This is a genomic window from Parafrigoribacterium humi, from assembly GCF_040227205.1.
Taxonomy (GTDB): domain Bacteria; phylum Actinomycetota; class Actinomycetes; order Actinomycetales; family Microbacteriaceae; genus Parafrigoribacterium_A; species Parafrigoribacterium_A humi.
On sequence record NZ_JBELOA010000001.1, the window covers coordinates 688,342 to 706,210 of the forward strand.

General features: G+C 65.1%; 25 protein-coding genes and 1 pseudogene. 1 reads left to right on the top strand and 25 read right to left on the bottom strand.

All coding sequences use genetic code 11. The features are described from left to right. Positions 1-28: 28 nt before the first annotated feature. The 4 genes from ABUA28_RS03330 to ABUA28_RS03345 all read right to left on the bottom strand — a co-directional run bounded on the left by ABUA28_RS03330 (position 29) and on the right by ABUA28_RS03345 (position 3,844). Positions 29-1,477, bottom strand: coding sequence for a PTS mannitol transporter subunit IICB (locus ABUA28_RS03330; protein ID WP_349902512.1), 1,449 nt, complete (start codon positions 1,475-1,477; stop codon positions 29-31). A gap of 87 nt (positions 1,478-1,564) precedes the next feature. Next, on the bottom strand, positions 1,565-3,169 hold the full coding sequence (gene ptsP / locus ABUA28_RS03335) for a phosphoenolpyruvate--protein phosphotransferase (RefSeq protein ID WP_407075406.1): 1,605 nt from the start codon (positions 3,167-3,169) through the stop codon (positions 1,565-1,567). A 71-nt stretch (positions 3,170-3,240) separates the two neighbouring features. After that, entirely contained in the window at positions 3,241-3,507 is a 267-nt protein-coding gene (locus ABUA28_RS03340) for an HPr family phosphocarrier protein (RefSeq protein ID WP_349902514.1), read from the bottom strand. Then, positions 3,500-3,844, bottom strand: coding sequence for a PTS sugar transporter subunit IIB (locus ABUA28_RS03345; protein WP_349902515.1), 345 nt, complete (start codon positions 3,842-3,844; stop codon positions 3,500-3,502). Before ABUA28_RS03345 ends, ABUA28_RS03340 begins: the two co-directional genes overlap by 8 nt. A 246-nt stretch (positions 3,845-4,090) precedes the next feature. Between ABUA28_RS03345 and ABUA28_RS03350 the strand changes: the two genes are divergently transcribed. Continuing rightward, positions 4,091-6,013 carry a BglG family transcription antiterminator gene (locus ABUA28_RS03350; protein WP_349902516.1) on the top strand — a complete coding sequence of 641 codons (1,923 nt, stop codon included), beginning with the start codon at positions 4,091-4,093 and terminating at the stop codon, positions 6,011-6,013. 33 nt (positions 6,014-6,046) lie between these two features. Here the strand turns inward: ABUA28_RS03350 and map are convergent, their stop codons facing one another. The 21 genes and pseudogenes from map to rplD all read right to left on the bottom strand — a co-directional run bounded on the left by map (position 6,047) and on the right by rplD (position 17,865). Further along, positions 6,047-6,877 carry a type I methionyl aminopeptidase gene (gene map, locus ABUA28_RS03355; RefSeq protein WP_349902517.1) on the bottom strand — a complete coding sequence of 277 codons (831 nt, stop codon included), beginning with the start codon at positions 6,875-6,877 and terminating at the stop codon, positions 6,047-6,049. Between the two features lie 6 nt (positions 6,878-6,883). Beyond that, positions 6,884-7,489 carry an adenylate kinase gene (locus ABUA28_RS03360; protein ID WP_349902518.1) on the bottom strand — a complete coding sequence of 202 codons (606 nt, stop codon included), beginning with the start codon at positions 7,487-7,489 and terminating at the stop codon, positions 6,884-6,886. Continuing rightward, positions 7,486-8,811: a preprotein translocase subunit SecY gene (secY, locus tag ABUA28_RS03365; RefSeq protein ID WP_349902519.1), complete on the bottom strand. Its 1,326-nt coding sequence runs from the start codon at positions 8,809-8,811 to the stop codon at positions 7,486-7,488. The genes ABUA28_RS03360 and secY overlap by 4 nt, the downstream gene beginning before the upstream one ends. 71 nt (positions 8,812-8,882) lie before the next feature. Continuing rightward, positions 8,883-9,560 carry a 50S ribosomal protein L15 gene (rplO, locus tag ABUA28_RS03370; RefSeq protein WP_349902520.1) on the bottom strand — a complete coding sequence of 226 codons (678 nt, stop codon included), beginning with the start codon at positions 9,558-9,560 and terminating at the stop codon, positions 8,883-8,885. Beyond that, complete coding sequence (gene rpmD / locus ABUA28_RS03375) at positions 9,560-9,745, bottom strand: 50S ribosomal protein L30 (protein ID WP_325518113.1); 186 nt, start codon at positions 9,743-9,745, stop codon at positions 9,560-9,562. The genes rplO and rpmD overlap by 1 nt, the downstream gene beginning before the upstream one ends. Further along, positions 9,745-10,419 carry a 30S ribosomal protein S5 gene (gene rpsE / locus ABUA28_RS03380; RefSeq protein ID WP_407075407.1) on the bottom strand — a complete coding sequence of 225 codons (675 nt, stop codon included), beginning with the start codon at positions 10,417-10,419 and terminating at the stop codon, positions 9,745-9,747. Before rpsE ends, rpmD begins: the two co-directional genes overlap by 1 nt. A gap of 44 nt (positions 10,420-10,463) precedes the next feature. Further along, complete coding sequence (rplR, locus tag ABUA28_RS03385) at positions 10,464-10,835, bottom strand: 50S ribosomal protein L18 (RefSeq protein WP_349902521.1); 372 nt, start codon at positions 10,833-10,835, stop codon at positions 10,464-10,466. A 3-nt stretch (positions 10,836-10,838) separates the two neighbouring features. Then, the gene (gene rplF, locus ABUA28_RS03390) at positions 10,839-11,375 is read right to left on the bottom strand and encodes a 50S ribosomal protein L6 (protein ID WP_349902522.1); all 537 of its coding nucleotides are present in this window, start codon (positions 11,373-11,375) and stop codon (positions 10,839-10,841) included. Positions 11,376-11,381: 6 nt separating this feature from the next. Next, complete coding sequence (rpsH, locus tag ABUA28_RS03395; protein WP_325518108.1) at positions 11,382-11,780, bottom strand: 30S ribosomal protein S8; 399 nt, start codon at positions 11,778-11,780, stop codon at positions 11,382-11,384. A 71-nt stretch (positions 11,781-11,851) separates the two neighbouring features. Beyond that, positions 11,852-12,445, bottom strand: coding sequence for a 50S ribosomal protein L5 (gene rplE / locus ABUA28_RS03400; RefSeq protein WP_325518107.1), 594 nt, complete (start codon positions 12,443-12,445; stop codon positions 11,852-11,854). A gap of 215 nt (positions 12,446-12,660) precedes the next feature. Then, positions 12,661-12,996 (bottom strand): annotated as a pseudogene (gene rplX / locus ABUA28_RS03405) (50S ribosomal protein L24); the annotation flags it as partial. A gap of 2 nt (positions 12,997-12,998) precedes the next feature. Next, positions 12,999-13,367: a 50S ribosomal protein L14 gene (rplN, locus tag ABUA28_RS03410; RefSeq protein ID WP_325518105.1), complete on the bottom strand. Its 369-nt coding sequence runs from the start codon at positions 13,365-13,367 to the stop codon at positions 12,999-13,001. Positions 13,368-13,399: 32 nt separating this feature from the next. Continuing rightward, entirely contained in the window at positions 13,400-13,696 is a 297-nt protein-coding gene (rpsQ, locus tag ABUA28_RS03415) for a 30S ribosomal protein S17 (protein ID WP_349902523.1), read from the bottom strand. A 2-nt stretch (positions 13,697-13,698) separates the two neighbouring features. Next, positions 13,699-14,022 carry a 50S ribosomal protein L29 gene (gene rpmC, locus ABUA28_RS03420; RefSeq protein WP_349902524.1) on the bottom strand — a complete coding sequence of 108 codons (324 nt, stop codon included), beginning with the start codon at positions 14,020-14,022 and terminating at the stop codon, positions 13,699-13,701. Further along, positions 14,022-14,441: a 50S ribosomal protein L16 gene (rplP, locus tag ABUA28_RS03425; RefSeq protein ID WP_349902525.1), complete on the bottom strand. Its 420-nt coding sequence runs from the start codon at positions 14,439-14,441 to the stop codon at positions 14,022-14,024. The genes rpmC and rplP overlap by 1 nt, the downstream gene beginning before the upstream one ends. Positions 14,442-14,444: 3 nt before the next feature. After that, entirely contained in the window at positions 14,445-15,221 is a 777-nt protein-coding gene (gene rpsC, locus ABUA28_RS03430) for a 30S ribosomal protein S3 (RefSeq protein ID WP_349902526.1), read from the bottom strand. Further along, a complete protein-coding gene (gene rplV / locus ABUA28_RS03435; protein WP_349902527.1) occupies positions 15,221-15,631 on the bottom strand; it encodes a 50S ribosomal protein L22 in 411 nt (136 codons plus the stop codon). The genes rpsC and rplV overlap by 1 nt, the downstream gene beginning before the upstream one ends. A 24-nt stretch (positions 15,632-15,655) precedes the next feature. Further along, positions 15,656-15,937 carry a 30S ribosomal protein S19 gene (gene rpsS / locus ABUA28_RS03440; protein WP_349902528.1) on the bottom strand — a complete coding sequence of 94 codons (282 nt, stop codon included), beginning with the start codon at positions 15,935-15,937 and terminating at the stop codon, positions 15,656-15,658. Between the two features lie 12 nt (positions 15,938-15,949). Next, complete coding sequence (rplB, locus tag ABUA28_RS03445; protein WP_349902529.1) at positions 15,950-16,789, bottom strand: 50S ribosomal protein L2; 840 nt, start codon at positions 16,787-16,789, stop codon at positions 15,950-15,952. A gap of 18 nt (positions 16,790-16,807) precedes the next feature. Then, the gene (rplW, locus tag ABUA28_RS03450) at positions 16,808-17,107 is read right to left on the bottom strand and encodes a 50S ribosomal protein L23 (RefSeq protein ID WP_349902530.1); all 300 of its coding nucleotides are present in this window, start codon (positions 17,105-17,107) and stop codon (positions 16,808-16,810) included. Beyond that, positions 17,104-17,865, bottom strand: a complete 762-nt coding sequence (gene rplD / locus ABUA28_RS03455; protein WP_349902531.1) for a 50S ribosomal protein L4 — start codon at positions 17,863-17,865, stop codon at positions 17,104-17,106. The genes rplW and rplD overlap by 4 nt, the downstream gene beginning before the upstream one ends. Positions 17,866-17,869 lie beyond the last annotated feature (4 nt).

Genomic DNA, 17,869 nt, shown 5'->3' on the forward strand with positions numbered 1-17,869 from the left:
GGTTCTTCCTGGCGATCGCGCGATCCAGCTAGTTTCTCGCCATTTCGACGACGTCGTCGTACTTCGGGCTTGCCATGAAGTTATCGACGGAGACGTGCACGGCCGACGGGTTCTTCTGGCGGGCCCGTTCGGTGAGGGTGTTCTGCGTGATGATCAGATCCTCGGTGCCGTCGAGGTTCGCGATGGCCTTGTTGGTCACCGTGACGCCCTCGATTCCGGCCTTCTTGATCTTGTTCCGCAGCACGGTCGCGCCCATGGCACTCGAGCCCATGCCTGCGTCGCAGGCGAAGACGATGTTCTCGATCTTCGTTGCGGTCGCGACGCCGCCCTCGGCCTTGACCCCGAGCAGGTCGCCGACGCGGCTGGTGCCGCCCTTGTTCATCTCGTTCTTCGCAACAGCGGCGGCGAGTTCGTCGTCACCGGCTGCGAGCGCCTCGAGGTCACGCCTGCGGGAGGCCCGCAGGATGATCGCGGAGATGAGGAACGACACGAGTGCGGCACCGATGACCGAGAGGATCACGCCCACGTAGCTGTCTCGCGAGGTCTGGAAGATGATCGCGAAGATGCTTCCCGGAGAGGCCGGAGCAACGAGGCCCGAGTGGAATGCGACGTTGATCGCGACACCGGTCATACCGCCACCTATTGCGGCAAGCAGCAGCATCGGCTTCATGAGCACGTACGGGAAGTAGATCTCGTGGATACCACCGAGGAACTGGATGATGATCGCACCGGGCGCGCTCGCCTTGGAGATCCCGACGCCGAAGAACATGAAGGCGAGCAGGATGCCGACACCGGGGCCAGGGTTGGCCTCGAGCAGGAACAGGATCGACTTGCCGGTCTCCTTGGACTGCTCGATGCCGAGCGGGGTCAGGATTCCGTGGTTGATCGCATTGTTGAGGAACAACACCTTGCCCGGCTCGATGAAGATGCTCGCGAGGGGCAGCAGCCCACTGTGCACGAGGAACTCCACCGCGGCACTGAGCGCGTTGCTCAGGCCGGTGACCACGGGCGCGACGCCGAAGAACGCACCGACCGCAAGTCCGAAGGCCAGGATGCCCGCGGAGAAGTTGTCGACGAGCATCTCGAAGCCCGCACGGATCTTGCCCGCCCAGATCTTGTCCATGTACTTCGTCAGCCAGGCCGAGAGCGGACCGACGATCATGGCGCCGAGGAACATCGGAACAGGGCTGCCGACGATGACACCCATGGTCGCAATCGTCGCAACCACGCCACCTCGCGTCCCGTAGACCATCCGCCCACCGGTGTTCGCAATGAGCAGCGGCAGAAGGTAGGTGATCATCGGGCCGACCAGGCCGACATTGGCCACGTCGCCGGTCTTGCCGAAACCGCCGAGCAGGCCGTTCGGCGCCCATCCGGTCTGGATGAACAGGGCGGTGATGATGCCCCACGCGATGAAGGCCGCGAGGTTCGGCATGATCATGCCGCTCAGGAAGGTGCCGAAGCGCTGAACGCCCACTCGGGCGCCCCCTCCTGACTTTGTTGCTGTGGGGGTCGACGTCGTCGTCATGATGTCACTTCACTTTCTCTGGTTGGTGAACGGGTACTAATGGAGAGAGGATGAGCTTGCTGCGGCCACGGCGGCGCGGGCCTCGTTTGCGCCGTTCGCCGAGAGCGCGAGGTCGGCCAATTCGCGGGCCTGGGGGAGCGTGAAGCGGTGAAGCTCCGCGCGAACCCCCGCGAGGGCGGCGGGTGACATCGACAGCGAGGTCACTCCGAGCCCCACGAGCACGACCGCGAGGAGCGGGTCGGCCGCGGCCTCACCGCAGACCCCGACCGGTTTGTCGAGTGCCGCGCCCGCGCGCCCGACCTCGCCGACCAGGCGAAGGACCGCCGGATGCCACGGGTCCTGGAACGCGGCGACCGAGCCGAGCAGGCGGTCGGCGGCGAGCGTGTACTGGGTGAGGTCGTTGGTGCCGATGCTGGCGAAGTCGGCCTCGGCGAGGATGCGGTCGGCGAGCAACGCGGATGACGGGACCTCGACCATCACGCCGGCAGTCTTCAGCCCCACTTCCTTCGCGATCCGCGAGAAGTACCGCGTCTCCTCGACGGTCGACACCATCGGCGCCATGACCCAGAGGTCTGCCTCGGTCGCGGCGTCCGCGGCGACGAGCGCGGTGAGCTGGTCGCGCAGGATCTGTTCGTTCGCGCGCAGCGCACGGAGTCCGCGCAGTCCGAGCGCGGGGTTCTCCTCCGTGGCCGCGTTGAGAAAGCTGAGTGGCTTGTCCGCGCCGGCGTCGAGAGCGCGCACGACGACCTTCTTGCCCGGGAACGCCTCGAGCAGTTTCGTGTAGTGCTCCTGCTGTTCGGCCACGGTGGGCGCAGTCGTCGCGTCAAGGAAGAGAAACTCGGTGCGGAAGAGCCCAACACCCTCTGCGCCGAGCTCGACCGCCTCCGCAGCGCCGCTGGCCGATCCGAGGTTGGCCAGGAGTGGCACGGCGGTTCCGTCGGCGAGCACTCCCGGTCCAACCGGAATCGCGACCTCGGCCGCGCGTTCGGCGATGCGCTCGCGGGTCTCAGCGACGGTGTCTTCGTCAGGGTCGACCGTGACCAGGCCAGCCGCGGCATCCACGATCACGACAGTCCCATCTTCGACCGACATGGCATCGGATGCGCCGACGATCGCGACGATCGACTTCTCCCTGGCCAGGATCGCGGTGTGCGAGGTCGGGCCTCCGTCGCTCGTGACGAGCGCGATGATCTTGTCGAGATCGAGCAGCGCGGTATCGGCTGGAGCGAGGTCGTGAGCCACCAGCACGAACGGGTGGTCGGAGTCGGGAACGCCCGGAACCGGAACGCCGGCGAGGTGGGCGATCACTCGCTGCGAGACGTCGTCGAGGTCGCTCGCGCGCTCTCCCATGTAGCCGCCCATGCCGCTGAGCAGGTCGCGGAAGCTCGCGAACGCCTCGAACACGGCACGCTCTGCGGTCTTGCCTGACTCGATCCTGGCCGCGACATCCGCGCTCAGGGTCGGGTCCTCCGCCATGAAGGCCTGCGCGTCGAGCACGTCCTTCGCGGTGCCCCCCGCGCGCTCGCCACGCAGCCGGATGAGCGCGGCCGTTGCCGCGAGACCCGCGGTGGCGCGCTCCTTCTCGACGTCAGCGCCGAGCTCGCTCTTCGCATCCTTCGGCTCCGGAAGGGGCTCAGGCATGCGCAACACGGGACCGGTGGCGAGTCCACGCCCAATTCCCACACCGTGCAGCCGCATTGTGTTCTCCCCCGTTACTCTTTGTCGAAATCGGTCGTGAGCAGCACGACCAGTTCGTCGACGACCTGCGCCGCGTTGTCGCCCTCCGCGCTCACGGTCACCTCGTCGTCGTGCTCGATCCCGAGGGAGATGACCCCGAGGATGCTCGCGGCGTTCACCACCTTGTCGCCCTTGGCGACCTGCACGGGGATGCCCGCTGCTGCTGCCGCTTGCGTGAAGATCGAGGCGGGGCGCGCGTGCAGTCCGTGCGTCGATGCGATGCGGATGGTCTGTTCAGCCATGAGAGCTCCCGGTGTCGGTGGCGGTGTCGTGGGCGACGAGAAGGTCGCCGAGTACGTCAAGGGCGGTCGCGGCTCCGATCGCGTCGAAGGCGAGAGTCGGCAGCAGGGCGGCGGGAACGCCGACGGATGCCGCGTCGGCCTGCAGCGCAGGGAACTGTTCCGCGAGGTGGGCTCCCACGAGCACGGCCGTGACGCCGTCGAGCTCGGAGGGGACCTGGGCACTGCTGCCCGCGTCGATGGTCAGGTCGAGGCCGCGAGCCTGGGCGGCCCTGCGCATCCAGTGCACGAGGAAGGTGCTTGACGCTCCGGCGCCGCACACGACGAGAACTCTCTGCACGGCACGCCTCCTCGCGTCAACTAACGGATACCGGACCTCCCGGCCTGTCCTCCCATGCTGGCCCAGCACCCTCACGGGCCGCCAACAGGAAAGGTTCCGCACCCCCGGAAGAGGGTCAGGTCCCGCGGCTCCGCCCGGCACGCGGCGGCATCACTCTGCAAGAATGGCGTGAGGGCCGCCCGATTGCGTGCGGCTCGGCTCGCTGATCGGAGGAGATCGCACCATGCACTCCACGGGTGAGAACCGATGATCGACAGGCGCGAACGCCTGCTCGATTACCTGGCACAGGCCGATGGATGGGTCACGGCCGGAGAGCTGGCGGACCAGCTCGGGGTGACCACCCGCAGTGTGCGCAGCTATGTCACCGCGGTCAAGGCTTCCGCGCACCCGCTCGAGGTGATCGAGTCATCCACGAGTGGCTACCGGCTCAACCGCGAGCTGTACGCGAGCTTCCTCGCCACGGCAAAGCAGCCCGGCAACGAGCCGGAGACCCCGCGCGACCGGGTCTATCACGTGGTTCGCAGGCTCGGCGACTCGCCGGAGGGCATCGACGTCTTCTCCCTCGCAGAGAGCCTGTTCGTGAGCGAATCGACCATCGAGGCCGACCTCAGGAAGGTCAAGGCCCTCGTCGAAGAGTCCGACCTCACGCTCGTCCGCAAGGGCAACCTGGTCTCTCTCTCCGGCTCCGAGTACGACCTGAGGCGACTTCTCAGCCGCATGTTCCGCGCCGGTAGCGTGCAGGGCTTCCTCGAACTCGAGAGCATCCAACGCGAGTTCGATTCGGCCAACCTCCGCAAGTTCAAGACCGATCTGATCGGGATGCTCGACTCGCACGGGTACTTCGTCAACGAGTACGGCATCAACAACGTGCTGCTCCACGTTGCGATCGCTGTCGACCGCACCTCGAAGGAGCAGCTCCCGACCGTACCGGTCACCGGGCCGGGTGGGCGTCCGATCGCGGACATCCCCGAGCAGCTCTCGGTACTCGTGCTGCAGCATTTCGGCGTCGCCCTGCGTAAGACCGACCTCGACTACCTCGCGCTGCTGCTGACGACCAGGGTGATCACTCCGGGCCGCGACTCGGCGGATGCGCGCGCTGCGGTCGCCAGTTCGACCCACGACACCCTCGCGAACATCCGTCGGATCATCGCGCGGGTCGACGAGGAATACATGGTGGACCTCGACGACGAGGAATTCATCGTTCGCCTGTCGCTGCACGTGCAGAACCTCGTGGCACGGGCGCAGGACAAGTCCTACTCGCGCAACCCGATGACGCGGTCGATCAAAACGGCATTCCCAATGATCTACGAGCTCGCGGTGTTCGTGGCCAGCGAGATCCAGCGCAGCGAATCGATCACCATCCACGACGACGAGATCTCCTACATCGCGCTGCACATCGGCTCCTACCTCGAGCGCCAGGCTCGGCGAGAGGAGCGCGTCACCTGCGCGATCGTCTGTCCCAACTACTACGACCTGCACCTGATCCTGCGCGAGCGGCTCGAGGCGGCGCTCGGCGACGAGCTGCAGATCGAGATCGTCATCACTCGCACGGACGTCGACTGGGACGAGCTCGCGACGGACCTCGTGCTCACGACGATCGCGTCTGTGCCGTTCGCGGACAACGTGGTCGTCATCCAGCCGTTCCTCACCGAGAACGACATCGAGACGATCAGGCGCGGCATCAGCAGGGTGCGACGGCAACGCCGCAGGCTGCACCTCAAGGACGAGCTGCTCATGTTCTTCGACGAGGCACTGTTCCTGCGCAATGTTCACGCGGATGACGAGATCTCGATGATCAGGACGCTCGGCGAACGCATGGTGGATGCCGGGGTCATTCTGCCCGCGTACATCGACGGGGCGATCGAACGCGAGCGGATGTCGTCCACAGCGTTCACGGACAACATCGCGGTGCCGCACGCGATGGCCATGTCTGCCAAGCGCACGGCCATCTGCATCGCCGTGAACGACCAGCCGATGAGCTGGGGCGAGAACCGGGTGAACGTGGTGGCACTCATCGCCTTCAGTGCGAGCGACCGCACGACATTCCAGTCGATCTTCGACCAGTTCGTCTCGGTGTTCTCCGACCGCGACGACGTGCAGCAACTCGTGCACCGCTCGGTCGACTTCCCCTCGTTCATCGAAGAGCTCGTGCGCGACATCGAGAAGTAACTCGGAGCGCCGAGGGTGAGGTGTGCGGATGGGCTAAGGGATGGGAACCGGGACGACGCCGAGCGGTGCGAGCCCCGCCGCTCCGCCGTCGTGCGCCGTGAGTACCCAGATGCCGTCCGCGTGCACCGCGATCGAGTGCTCCCAGTGCGCTGCCATGCTTCCGTCGCTCGTGGTGACGGTCCACCCGTCGTCACCGGTGAAGGTGTCGATCCCGCCGAGCGTCACCATCGGCTCTATCGCGACGACGAGCCCGGGCTTCACGGCGGGTCCGCGGTCGCGCACTCGGTAGTTGAACACGGGAGGCTCCTCGTGCATCGAGCGTCCGATGCCGTGACCGACGTAGTCCTCGAGGATGCCGTATTCACCTTGCGCGTCGATGTACTCCTCGATCGCGGCCCCGACCTCGCCCAGATACGCGGCCCGGGCGAGCGCTGCGATTCCGTGCCACAGCGACTGCTCCGTCACGTCCACGAGCCTCTGCCGTTCCGCCACGAGCTTGGGCCTGCTCGGATCGGGCACGACCAGGCTGAAGGCGGCGTCGCCGTTCCAGCCGCCGAATTCCGCTCCGCTGTCGATCGAGACGATGTCGCCGGCTTCGACCACCCTGCCTCCGGGGATGCCGTGCACGACATCCTCGTTCACGGAGGCGCAGATCGTGTGCCGGTAGCCGGGTTCCTTCATGAAGTTCGGCACACCGCCACCGGCGCGGATCGCCTTCTCTGCCGCAGAGTCGAGCGCGCCGGTCGTGACGCCGGGCCTTATCGCACCACGAGCGGCATCGAGCGATGCCGCAGTGATGAGACCGGGGGCCACCATCAGCCGCAGTTCGGCCTGGGACTTGTAGATGCTGTGACGCCTGCGCATGGCGGGTCAGCCGACGGCGCGGTCGTTCTCCGCCGGGCCGATGCCGCGCTCGGCGAGCGCCCTGGAGATACGAGCCGCAACATCGTCGACGCTGCCCAGCCCGTCGACCTCGATGAGCAGACCGCGCGTGCGATACACGGTGATGAGCGGATCGGTCTCGCGCAGGTAGACGTCCTGGCGGTGCCGGATCGCCTCCTCGGAGTCGTCCACCCTGCCCTCGGCGACGGCCCGCTTGCGCAGCCGCTCGACGATCGCGTCGCGATCGGCAACGAGGCGGATGACCGCGTCGAGTGCGACGCCGTGTTCGGCGAGGAAGGCATCGAGATAGCGGACCTGCTCTGTCGTGCGCGGGTAGCCGTCGAGCAGGAAGCCGTCGGCGGCATCCGGCTCACCGAGTCGGTCACGAACGAGCGCGTTGGTCAGCTCGTCCGGCACATAGTCGCCGCCGTCGACGATCGCCTTGACCTTGACGCCGAGTTCGGTCTGGTTCGCGATGTTGAAGCGGAAGATGTCACCCGTGGAGATGGTGGGGATTCCGAACGCCGCAGAGATCTGCTTGGCCTGAGTGCCCTTGCCCGCCCCCGGAGGGCCGACGATCAGTAGCCGGGTCATCGGAGCAGGCCCTCATAGTGCCGCTGTTGCAGCTGCGCATCTATCTGTTTGACGGTCTCGAGTCCGACGCCGACGATGATGAGCAGGCTCGCACCGCCGAACGGGAAGTTCTGGTTTGCCCCGAAGAGCGCCAGCGCGACGAGCGGAATGAGCGCGATGAGCGCGAGGTACAGGGCACCAGCCAGCGTCACGCGGGTGAGCACGTAGTCGAGGTACTCGGCGGTGGGTCGCCCGGCTCGGATACCGGGGATGAACCCGCCGTACTTCTTCATGTTGTCGGCCACTTCCTCCGGGTTGAAGGTGATCGCCACATAGAAGTAGGTGAAGCCGACGTTGAGCAGGAAGTACACGAGAACGTACATCGGGCTGTCGCCGGACTGCAGGTTGTCGGTGATCCAGGTGACCCACGGTGCGGGCAGCTTGCCATCCTTGGGCGCATTGAACTGCGCGATCAGGGCGGGCAGGTACAGCAGCGACGAGGCGAAGATGATCGGGATGACCCCGGCCATGTTGACCTTGATCGGGATGTAGGTGTTGTTGCCGCCGTAGGTGCGGCGACCGATCATGCGTTTGGCGTATTGCACAGGGACGCGTCGCTGCGATTGTTCGACGTAGACGACGAGCCCGGTGATGATGAGTCCCAGGGCCAGCACCATGAGGAAGACCTCGAAGCCCTTCGCCTCCTGGATGGCCCAGAGGGAGGTTGGGAACTGCGCGGCGATCGAGATGAAGATCAGCAGCGACATGCCGTTGCCGACGCCGCGCTCGGTGATGAGCTCACCCATCCACATGATGAGGCCGGTGCCCGCGGTCATCGTGATGACCATGAGCAGGATGGCGTACCAGGCGTTGTTGGTGATGAGCTGGCTACAGGCCGGAGTTCCCGCCGAACTCGGGAAGAGTGCGCCGCTGCGGGCGACGGTCACGAGCGTCGTGGACTGGAGAACACCGAGGGCGACCGTGAGGTAACGCGTGTACTGGGTGAGGCGGGCCTGGCCTGCCTGGCCCTCCTGGTACAGGGCGTCAAAGTGAGGGATGACCACGCGCAGCAGTTGCACGATGATCGACGCCGTGATGTACGGCATGATGCCGAGGGCGAAGACCGACAGCTGCAGCAGGGCACCGCCGCTGAACAGGTTGACGAGGTCGTAGAGTCCACTCGTCGAGGAACTGCTCTGAAGACACTGCTGAACATTGCGGTAGTCGACGAACGGCGCGGGGATGAACGATCCCAGACGGAACAGGGCGATCAGGCCGATCGTGAATCCGATCTTCTTACGAAGATCGGGCGTGCGGAAGATCCGCGCTACGGCACTGAACACGAGGCCTCCTGGCTAAAACGGTGTTTCTGCAGATCGGGTGGCCCCTGCGGGCCACCCGCTGGGCAACTCGGTTACTTTACCGAACCGCCCGCTGCAACGATCTTCTGCTGGGCAGAGCCGGAGACTTTGTCAACGGCAACGTTCAGCTTAACCGCAATGTCACCCTGCCCAAGAACCTTGACCTTCTCGTTCTTACGCACTGCGCCCTTGGCGACGAGGTCGGCCGCGGTCACGTCCCCACCCTTCGGGTAGAGCTCTGCAAGCTTGTCGAGGTTGACGACCTGGTACTCGATGCGGAACGGGTTCGTGAACCCGCGCAGCTTCGGCGTGCGCATGACGCTGTTCAGGTTTCCACCCTCGAGGCCGACGCGAACCTGGTAGCGAGCCTTGGTTCCCTTGGTTCCACGACCGGCCGTCTTGCCCTTCGAGCCCTCACCACGACCCACGCGGGTGCGTGCGGTCTTGGCACCCGGGGCCGGACGAAGGTGGTGCATCTTCAGCACCTGAGGACGGGTCTCGGACTCCGGAGCCTTCTTCGCCTTGGGGGCAGCAGGCGCCTTCGCGCTCGACTCGACCTTGGCGGATGCCGTGGTTGCAGCCTTGGCCGGGGCCTTCGCCGGAGCCTTGGCGGCAGTCTTGGCCGGAGCCTTCTCTGCAGCCGACTTTACAGCGGCGGCCTTGGGGGCCGCCTTCGCTGCTGCAGCCTTGGCCGGAGCCTTGGCCGTAGTTGGCTTCTCTGTCTCAGCCATTAGTCAATCTCCTCGACCTTCACCAGATGAGCGACGGTCTTGACGTACCCGCGGTTCTGCGAGTTGTCTTCCCTGACGACGGAGTCGCCGATGCGCTTGAGTCCCAAGCTGCGCAGGGTGTCGCGCTGGTTTTGCTTCTCACTAATTTTGGACTTGATCTGGGTCACCTTCAGGCGCGCGGCCATCAGACACCTGCCTTTGCTGACTCTGCCTGGATCCTGAGGATCTGGGCTGGCACGACATGCTCGACCGACAGGCCGCGGCGACCCGCGACCGCGGCAGGCTCTTCGAGCTGCTGGAGCGCCGCGACCGTGGCGTGGACGATGTTGATCGTGTTGGAGGAACCGAGCGACTTGCTCAGGACATCATGGATGCCCGCACACTCGAGTACGGCGCGCACGGGGCCACCGGCGATAACACCGGTACCTGCGGCGGCCGGACGAAGCAGCACGACGCCAGCCGCGGCCTCTCCCTGCACGGGGTGCGGGATCGACTTGCCGACGCGCGGCACGCGGAAGAAGTTCTTCTTCGCCTCTTCGACGCCCTTCGAGATCGCGGTGGGAACCTCGCGTGCCTTGCCGTAGCCGACGCCGACGAGACCGTTTCCGTCACCGACGACGACGAGTGCGGTGAAGCTGAAGCGACGACCGCCTTTCACCACCTTGGAGACACGGTTGATGGTCACAACGCGCTCGAGGAACTGGCTCTTGTCGGAGTCGCGGCTCCCACGCTGCTGGTTGGGGTTGCGCTCGCGTCCGCCACGGCGGCCCTCGCGCGGCTCGTTGCCAGCGCTCTGGGTTCCCGCGGCGGTTTCCACCACGGCAGCCTCGGTCGTCTCGACCTTGGTTGCTTCTGTCACTTCCTGCTCCTTGTTAGCTGTAGTAGCAGCGGATTCGGTGTCGCTCACAGGTCCAGACCACCCTCTCGCGCTCCTTCGGCGATGGCGGCGACGCGACCCGCGTACTTGCTTCCGCCGCGGTCGAAGACGACCGCCTCGATGCCGGCCTTCTTCGCGCGGTCTGCGATCAGTTCGCCGACCTTGCGTGCCTTGGCGGTCTTGTCACCGTCGAAGCCGCGCAGGTCCGTCTCCATGGTCGACGCCGACGCGAGGGTGAAACCCTTGCTGTCATCGACGACCTGCACGAAGACGTGGCGAGCCGAACGGGTGACGACCAGGCGCGGACGCGCCTCGGTTCCCACGACCTTCTTGCGAAGTCGTGCGTGCCGGCGGCCCTTGGCGGCCGACTTGCTCTTACCTCTGGTTCCGAGAGCCATGGTTTACTTTCCAGCCTTTCCGGCCTTGCGGCGAACTACCTCGCCCGCGTAGCGCACACCCTTGCCCTTGTACGGCTCGGGCTTGCGTAGCTTACGAATGTTGGCGGCGGCTTCGCCGACAGCCTGCTTGTCGATGCCGTGCACCGTCAGCTTGGTGTTGCCCTCGACGGCGAAGGTGATGCCTGCCGGCGGGTCAACGGTGATCGAGTGGGAGAAGCCGAGTGCGAACTCAAGCGAGTTGCCCTTGGCCGCAACGCGGTAACCGGTACCGACGATCTCGAGCCCCTTGGAGTAACCCTCGGTGACCCCGATGATCTGGTTCTGGATGAGCGTGCGGGTCAGTCCGTGCAGCGAACGCGATTCGCGCTCGTCGTCGGGCCTCGTGACCAGGACCTGGCCATCCTCGAGCTTGACCTCGATGGGGCTCGCGACGGTGAGACCGAGCTCACCCTTCGGGCCCTTGACGGTGACGGCCGAGCCGTCGACCTTGACGTCGACACCAGCGGGGATGTCGATGGGAAGTCTTCCGATACGTGACATTGTCAGTTACCACACGTAGGCGAGGACTTCCCCACCCACGCCTTTCTTCGACGCCTGGCTGTCCGTGAGGAGGCCAGAGGAGGTCGACAAGATCGCGACACCCAGTCCGCCGAGAACGCGAGGGATCTCCGTGGACTTTGCGTAGACGCGAAGGCCGGGCTTCGAAACACGCTTGATGCCCGCGATGGAGCGCTCGCGGTTGGGGCCGTACTTGAGGTCGATGGTGAGCGTCTTGCCGACGCGGGCATCTTCGACCTTCCAGTCGCTGATGTAGCCCTCGACCTTGAGCATCTCTGCGATGTTCGACTTGAGCTTGCTGCTCGGCATCGACACGGTCTCGTGGTACGCCGAGTTGGCGTTCCGCAGTCTGGTCAGCAGGTCTGCGACCGGATCTGTCATTGTCATGATGGTGGTGCCTTCCTCGCCCGGTTTCGACATCCGTTACATGGGATGCCGACCCTGGCGATCGGTGGGTGTTACTGAGTGTTTTCTGCCGTGCGGAACGGGAAGCCGAGCGCCTTGAGCAGCGCGCGTCCCTCGTCGTCGGTCCTGGCCGTGGTGACGACAGTGATGTCGAAACCGCGAACCCGGTCGATCTTGTCCTGGTCGATCTCGTGGAACACAGACTGCTCGGTGAGACCGAAGGTGTAGTTGCCGTGGCCGTCGAACTGCCGGTCGCTGAGTCCGCGGAAGTCGCGGATGCGGGGCAGAGCGAGCGAGAGCAGGCGGTCCAGGAACTCCCAGGCGCGGTCGCCGCGGAGGGTGACGTGTGCGCCGATGGGCTGGCCCTCACGCAGCTTAAACTGCGCGATGGACTTGCGAGCGGCGGTCACCTGCGGCTTCTGGCCGGTGATCGCGGCGAGATCCTTCACTGCGCCGTCGATGACCTTGCCATCGCGGGCCGCCTCGCCGACGCCGGTGTTGACGACGATCTTCACGAGGCCGGGCACCTGGTGCACGTTGGTGAAGCCGAAGTCCTTCGTCAGCTGCGCTGCGATCTCGGTCTTGTACTTCTGCTTGAGCCTCGGCTGGATTTTGCCAGCGGGGGCAGCAGTTGCGGTGTCAGTCATTATTACTCTGCGTCCTTAGCCTTGCTTGCGGCCTTCGCCTTGGTGGCAGCCGACGCCGTAGCGGCCGGTGCCTTGGTGGCAGCCGCGGCCTTCGTCGTCGTTGCCTTGGCCGGCTTGTCTGCCTTCGGTGCCGATTCGACTACTGCCTCGTCGGCCTTGGCGGGCTTCTCAGCCTTCGCGCTGTCGGTCTTCGTCTTCTTCACGGGAGTGCGGCGCGAGTCCTTGAAGTAACGCACGCGCACGGTCTTGCCGCGGTCATCCGTCTCCACCGTGAAGCCGACGCGTGCCGGCTGCTTGGTGTCGGGGTTGACGAGCTGCAGGTTCGACACGTGGATCGGGGCCTCGAGGGTCTCGATGCCACCGGTCTTGGAACCCTGCTGGGACTGGCCGACGCGCGAGTGCTTCGTGATGTAGTTGAGTCCCTCGACCACGACGCGGTTCTTGCCGACCAGCACCTCGAGCACACGGCCCTGCTTGCCACGGTCGCCGCCCCTGGCCTGGCTGCGGCCACTGATCAGCTGGACGAGGTCGCCCTTTTTGATGTTCGCCATGACTAAATGACCTCCGGTGCGAGCGAGATGATCTTCATGAACTTCTTGTCGCGAAGCTCACGACCGACCGGCCCGAAGATGCGGGTACCACGGGGGTCACCGTCGGCCTTCAGGAGGACCGCTGCGTTCTCGTCAAACTTGATGTAAGAGCCGTCCGGACGACGGGTCTCCTTCTTGGTGCGAACGATGACCGCCTTGACGACGTCACCCTTCTTCACGTTGCCGCCCGGGATCGCGTCCTTCACCGTCGCGACGATGACATCGCCGAGACCGGCGTAACGACGGCCTGAACCGCCGAGAACGCGAATCGTGAGCAGCTCCTTGGCGCCGGTGTTATCGGCGACCTTGAGCCTGGATTCCTGCTGGAGCATTTAAGTGTCCTTATTCGAAGTAAGCCAGTGGCCTACTTGGCCTTCTCGAGGATCTCGACCAGGCGCCAGCGCTTTGAGGCACTGAGCGGACGGGTCTCGCTGATGAGAACGAGGTCGCCGACGCCGGCGGAGTTCGTCTCGTCGTGCGCCTTCACCTTGGAGGTGCGGCGGATGACCTTGCCGTACAGCGGGTGCTTGACCCGGTCTTCGACCTCGACCACGACGGTTTTGTCCATCTTGTCGCTGGTCACGTAGCCGCGACGGCTCTTGCGGTGACCTTCGCGCTCTGCAGCAGCGGGCTCCGCGGCCGCATTCTTGGTCGTTGCCATGACTAGGCCTCCTTCGTCTCGTCAGTGGACTCAGGAGCCGCCGTGGCGGCATCCTCAGTCTTCTTGGTCTTCTTGGCTGCCTTGGGAGACTCGACGGCGGCCGGAGTCGCACGGATGCCGAGCTCGCGCTCACGAATGATCGTGTAGATGCGAGCGATGTCGCGCTTGACGGCGCGCAGGCGACCGTGGCTCTCGAGCTGGCCGGTGGCCGACTGGAAGCGCAGGTTGAACAGCTCTTCCTTGGCCTTCTTGAGCTCGTCCAGGAGCCGGCTGTCTTCAAAGGTGTCGAGCTCGCCGGTGGCAAGCTCCTTGGATCCGATCGCCATTATGCGTCTCCCTCCTCGCGCTTGATGATGCGTGCCTTGAGGGGCAGCTTGTGAATAGCACGGGTGAGCGCCTCACGTGCAATGGTCTCGTCGACGCCGGCGAGCTCGAAGAGCACGCGACCCGGCTTGACGTTGGCGACCCACCACTCCGGAGAACCCTTACCAGAACCCATGCGGGTTTCGGCCGGCTTCTTCGTGATCGGGCGGTCAGGGTAGATGTTGATCCACACCTTTCCACCACGCTTGATGTGACGGGTCATGGCAATACGAGCAGCCTCGATCTGGCGGTTCGTGACATACGCGGGCGTCAAAGCCTGGATGCCGAACTCGCCGAAGCTCACCGTCGTGCCGCCGGTCGCCTGGCCTGTGCGGCCGGGGTGGTGCTGCTTACGGTGCTTGACTCTGCGGGGAATCAACATGATTTAGCCTTCCGCTCCTACTGCTGCCGGGGCAGCCTCTGCCTTGGGCGCAACGGAAGCGGCGCCGCGACGCGGACGGTCACCGTCACGACGATCCGGGCGCTGCGACTTGGCGTTGGCCTGCTCGCGGGCAAGTTCCTTGTTGGTGATGTCACCCTTGTAGATCCACACCTTGACGCCGATGCGACCGAAGGTGGTGCGGGCCTCGTAGAAGCCGTAGTCGATGTTCGCACGCAGCGTGTGCAGCGGAACGCGGCCCTCGCGGTAGAACTCCGAACGGCTCATCTCAGCGCCACCGAGGCGACCGGAGACCTGGATGCGAACACCCTTGGCTCCTGCGCGCTGGGCACCCTGCAGGCCCTTGCGCATCGCGCGGCGGAACGCCACACGTGCGGAGAGCTGCTCGGCGATGCCCTGGGCGACGAGCTGGGCCTCGGCCTCGGGGTTCTTCACCTCGAGGATGTTGAGCTGGATCTGCTTGCCCGAGAGCTTCTCGAGGTCGGTGCGGATACGCTCGGCCTCCGCACCACGACGACCGATCACGATGCCCGGACGGGCGGTGTGGATGTCGACGCGAACGCGGTCACGAGTGCGCTCGATCTCGATGCGCGCAACTCCTGCGCGGTCGAGCGAGGTCTTGAGCAGGTTGCGGATCTTCACGTCTTCCGCGACATAGTCGCTGTAACGCTGACCGGCCTTGGTGCTGTCGGAGAACCAGCGCGACACGTGGTCGGTGGTGATTCCCAGACGGAACCCGTAGGGGTTTACTTTCTGGCCCATTACTTCTTTCCCGCCTTCCTGGCCGAAGTAGCCACGTCGGCATCAACTGTGCTGGTCTCATCCGGCGTCGCCAGCACAATCGTGATGTGGCTGGTGCGCTTCAGGATCTGGAACGCGCGTCCCTGTGCACGGGGCTGGAAACGCTTGAGCGTCGTGCCCTCGTCGACATATGCCGACGACACGAACAGGTCCTGCTCGTCCAGGTAGCTGTTGCTGGCATCCGCCTTGACCCGCGCGTTGGCGATCGCCGAGGCGACCAGCTTGTACACGGGCTCGCTTGCACCCTGCGGTGCGAACTTCAGGATGGCCAGCGCTTCCTGCGCCTGCTTGCCGCGGATCATGCTGACGACGCGACGAGCTTTCGTGGGGGTCACGCGGATATGACGCACACGTGCGATCGACTCCACCATTTCTCTCCTCCTTGCGCCACCGCGTTAGCGGCGACGACCCTTCTTGTCGTCCTTCACGTGTCCACGGAAGGTGCGGGTGGGGGCAAACTCGCCGAGCTTGTGCCCAACCATGGTCTCGGTGATGAACACCGGGATGTGCTTGCGACCGTCGTGCACCGCGATGGTGTGTCCCAGGAAAGACGGGATGATCATCGAACGGCGCGACCAGGTCTTGATCACGTTCTTGCTGTTGGCCTCATTCGCCTTCGCCACCTTGCGGTACAGGTGGTCGTCAACGAAGGGGCCCTTCTTAAGACTGCGTGGCATCTTCTCGAACTCCTACTTGCGCTTCTTGCCGGCATTGCGGCGGCGAACGATGAGCTGATCGCTCTCTTTGTTTGCGTGACGGGTGCGGCCCTCTTTCTGGCCCCACGGCGTCACGGGGTGACGTCCACCGGAGGTCTTGCCCTCACCACCACCGTGCGGGTGGTCGACCGGGTTCATGACGACACCACGGACGGTCGGGCGGACACCCTTCCAGCGCATGCGGCCGGCCTTGCCCCAGTTGATGTTCGACTGCTCTGCGTTGCCGACCTCGCCGATTGTCGCGCGGCAGCGAGCATCCACGTTGCGGATCTCACCGGACGGCAGACGAAGCTGCGCGTACGGGCCGTCCTTGGCGACGAGACGAACGGATACTCCGGCCGAGCGTGCCATCTTGGCACCCCCGCCCGGCTTCAGCTCGATCGCGTGGATGACGGTACCGACCGGGATGTTCTTGAGCGGCAGGTTGTTGCCCGGCTTGATGTCGGCGCCCGCACCGGACTCGACGATGTCACCCTGCTTCAGCTTGTCTGGAGCGATGATGTACCGCTTGGTGCCGTCCACGAAGTGCAGGAGCGCGATGCGCGCCGTGCGGTTCGGGTCGTACTCGATCTCGGCGACCTTGGCGTTCACGCCATCCTTGTCATTGCGACGGAAGTCGATGACGCGGTACTGGCGCTTGTGTCCACCACCGATGTGACGGGTCGTGATGCGTCCGGCGTTGTTGCGGCCACCGGTCTTCGGCAGCGGACGAAGCAGCGACTTCTCCGGGGTCGAGCGCGTGATCTCGGCAAAGTCTGCAACCGAGGAACCACGGCGACCAGGGGTCGTGGGCTTGTACTTACGAATAGCCATTTTTATTCCTTATGCTCCCTAGCCGACAGCCGTGAAGATGTCGATCGAGCCGGACTTGAGCGTCACGATGGCGCGCTTGGTGTCCTTGCGCTTGCCCGTGCCGAACTTGGTGCGACGAGTCTTGCCCTTTTTGTTCAGGGTGTTGATCGAGGCGACCTCGACGCCGAAGATCTTCTCGATCGCCAGCTTGATCTCGGTCTTGTTCGAGCGGGGGTCCACCTCGAAGGTGTACTTGCCCTGGTCGATGAGGCCGTAGCTCTTCTCGGAGACAACGGGCGACAGGATGACGTCGCGCGGATCCTTGTTCGTGGCGGTCATGCGCTGACCTTCTCCTTCTTGCTTGCGGCCTTCTTGGCCTTGGCCTCCGCGGCCTTGGCCGGGTTGGCCCGCTCGGGGCTGACGCGCTTCTTGCTCTGCGCAGGCGCGGCATCCTCGGTCTTGACCGCGGCGGCGGGGCCGGCGACGAAGCCGTCCAGCGCGCCCTTGGTGAAGACGATGTCGTCGCTCACGAGAACGTCGTACGCGTTGAGCTGGTCGTAGGGCAGCACGTGAACGGTCGGGATGTTCCGAACGCTCTTGTAGCTGAGCTCGTCGCTGCGCTCGAGAACCACGAGAACGTGCTTGCTCGTGGCGATGTCGTTCAGCAGGCTGACAATCGCCTTCGTGGACGGAGCCTTGCCGACGGACAGCGAGTCCACGACGTGGATGCGACCGCCGCGTGCGCGGTCGGACAGTGCCCCGCGCAGTGCTGCAGCGATCATCTTCTTCGGGGTGCGCTGGCCGTAGTCACGAGGGTGCGGCCCGTGGACGATACCACCGCCTGTCATCTGGGGCGCGCGGATCGAGCCCTGGCGAGCACGACCGGTTCCCTTCTGCTTGAACGGCTTACGGCCCGCACCGGACACCTCGCCGCGGCGAAGGGTGTTGTGCGTCCCCTGGCGGGCGGCTGCGCGCTGCGCAACGACCACCTGGTGGATCAGCGGGATGTTGGTCTGGACATCGAAGGTCTCGGCCGGCAGGTCGACGGAGCCGACCTTCTTGCCGGAGGAGTCGATGACGTCAAGTGAGGTAGCCATCTAA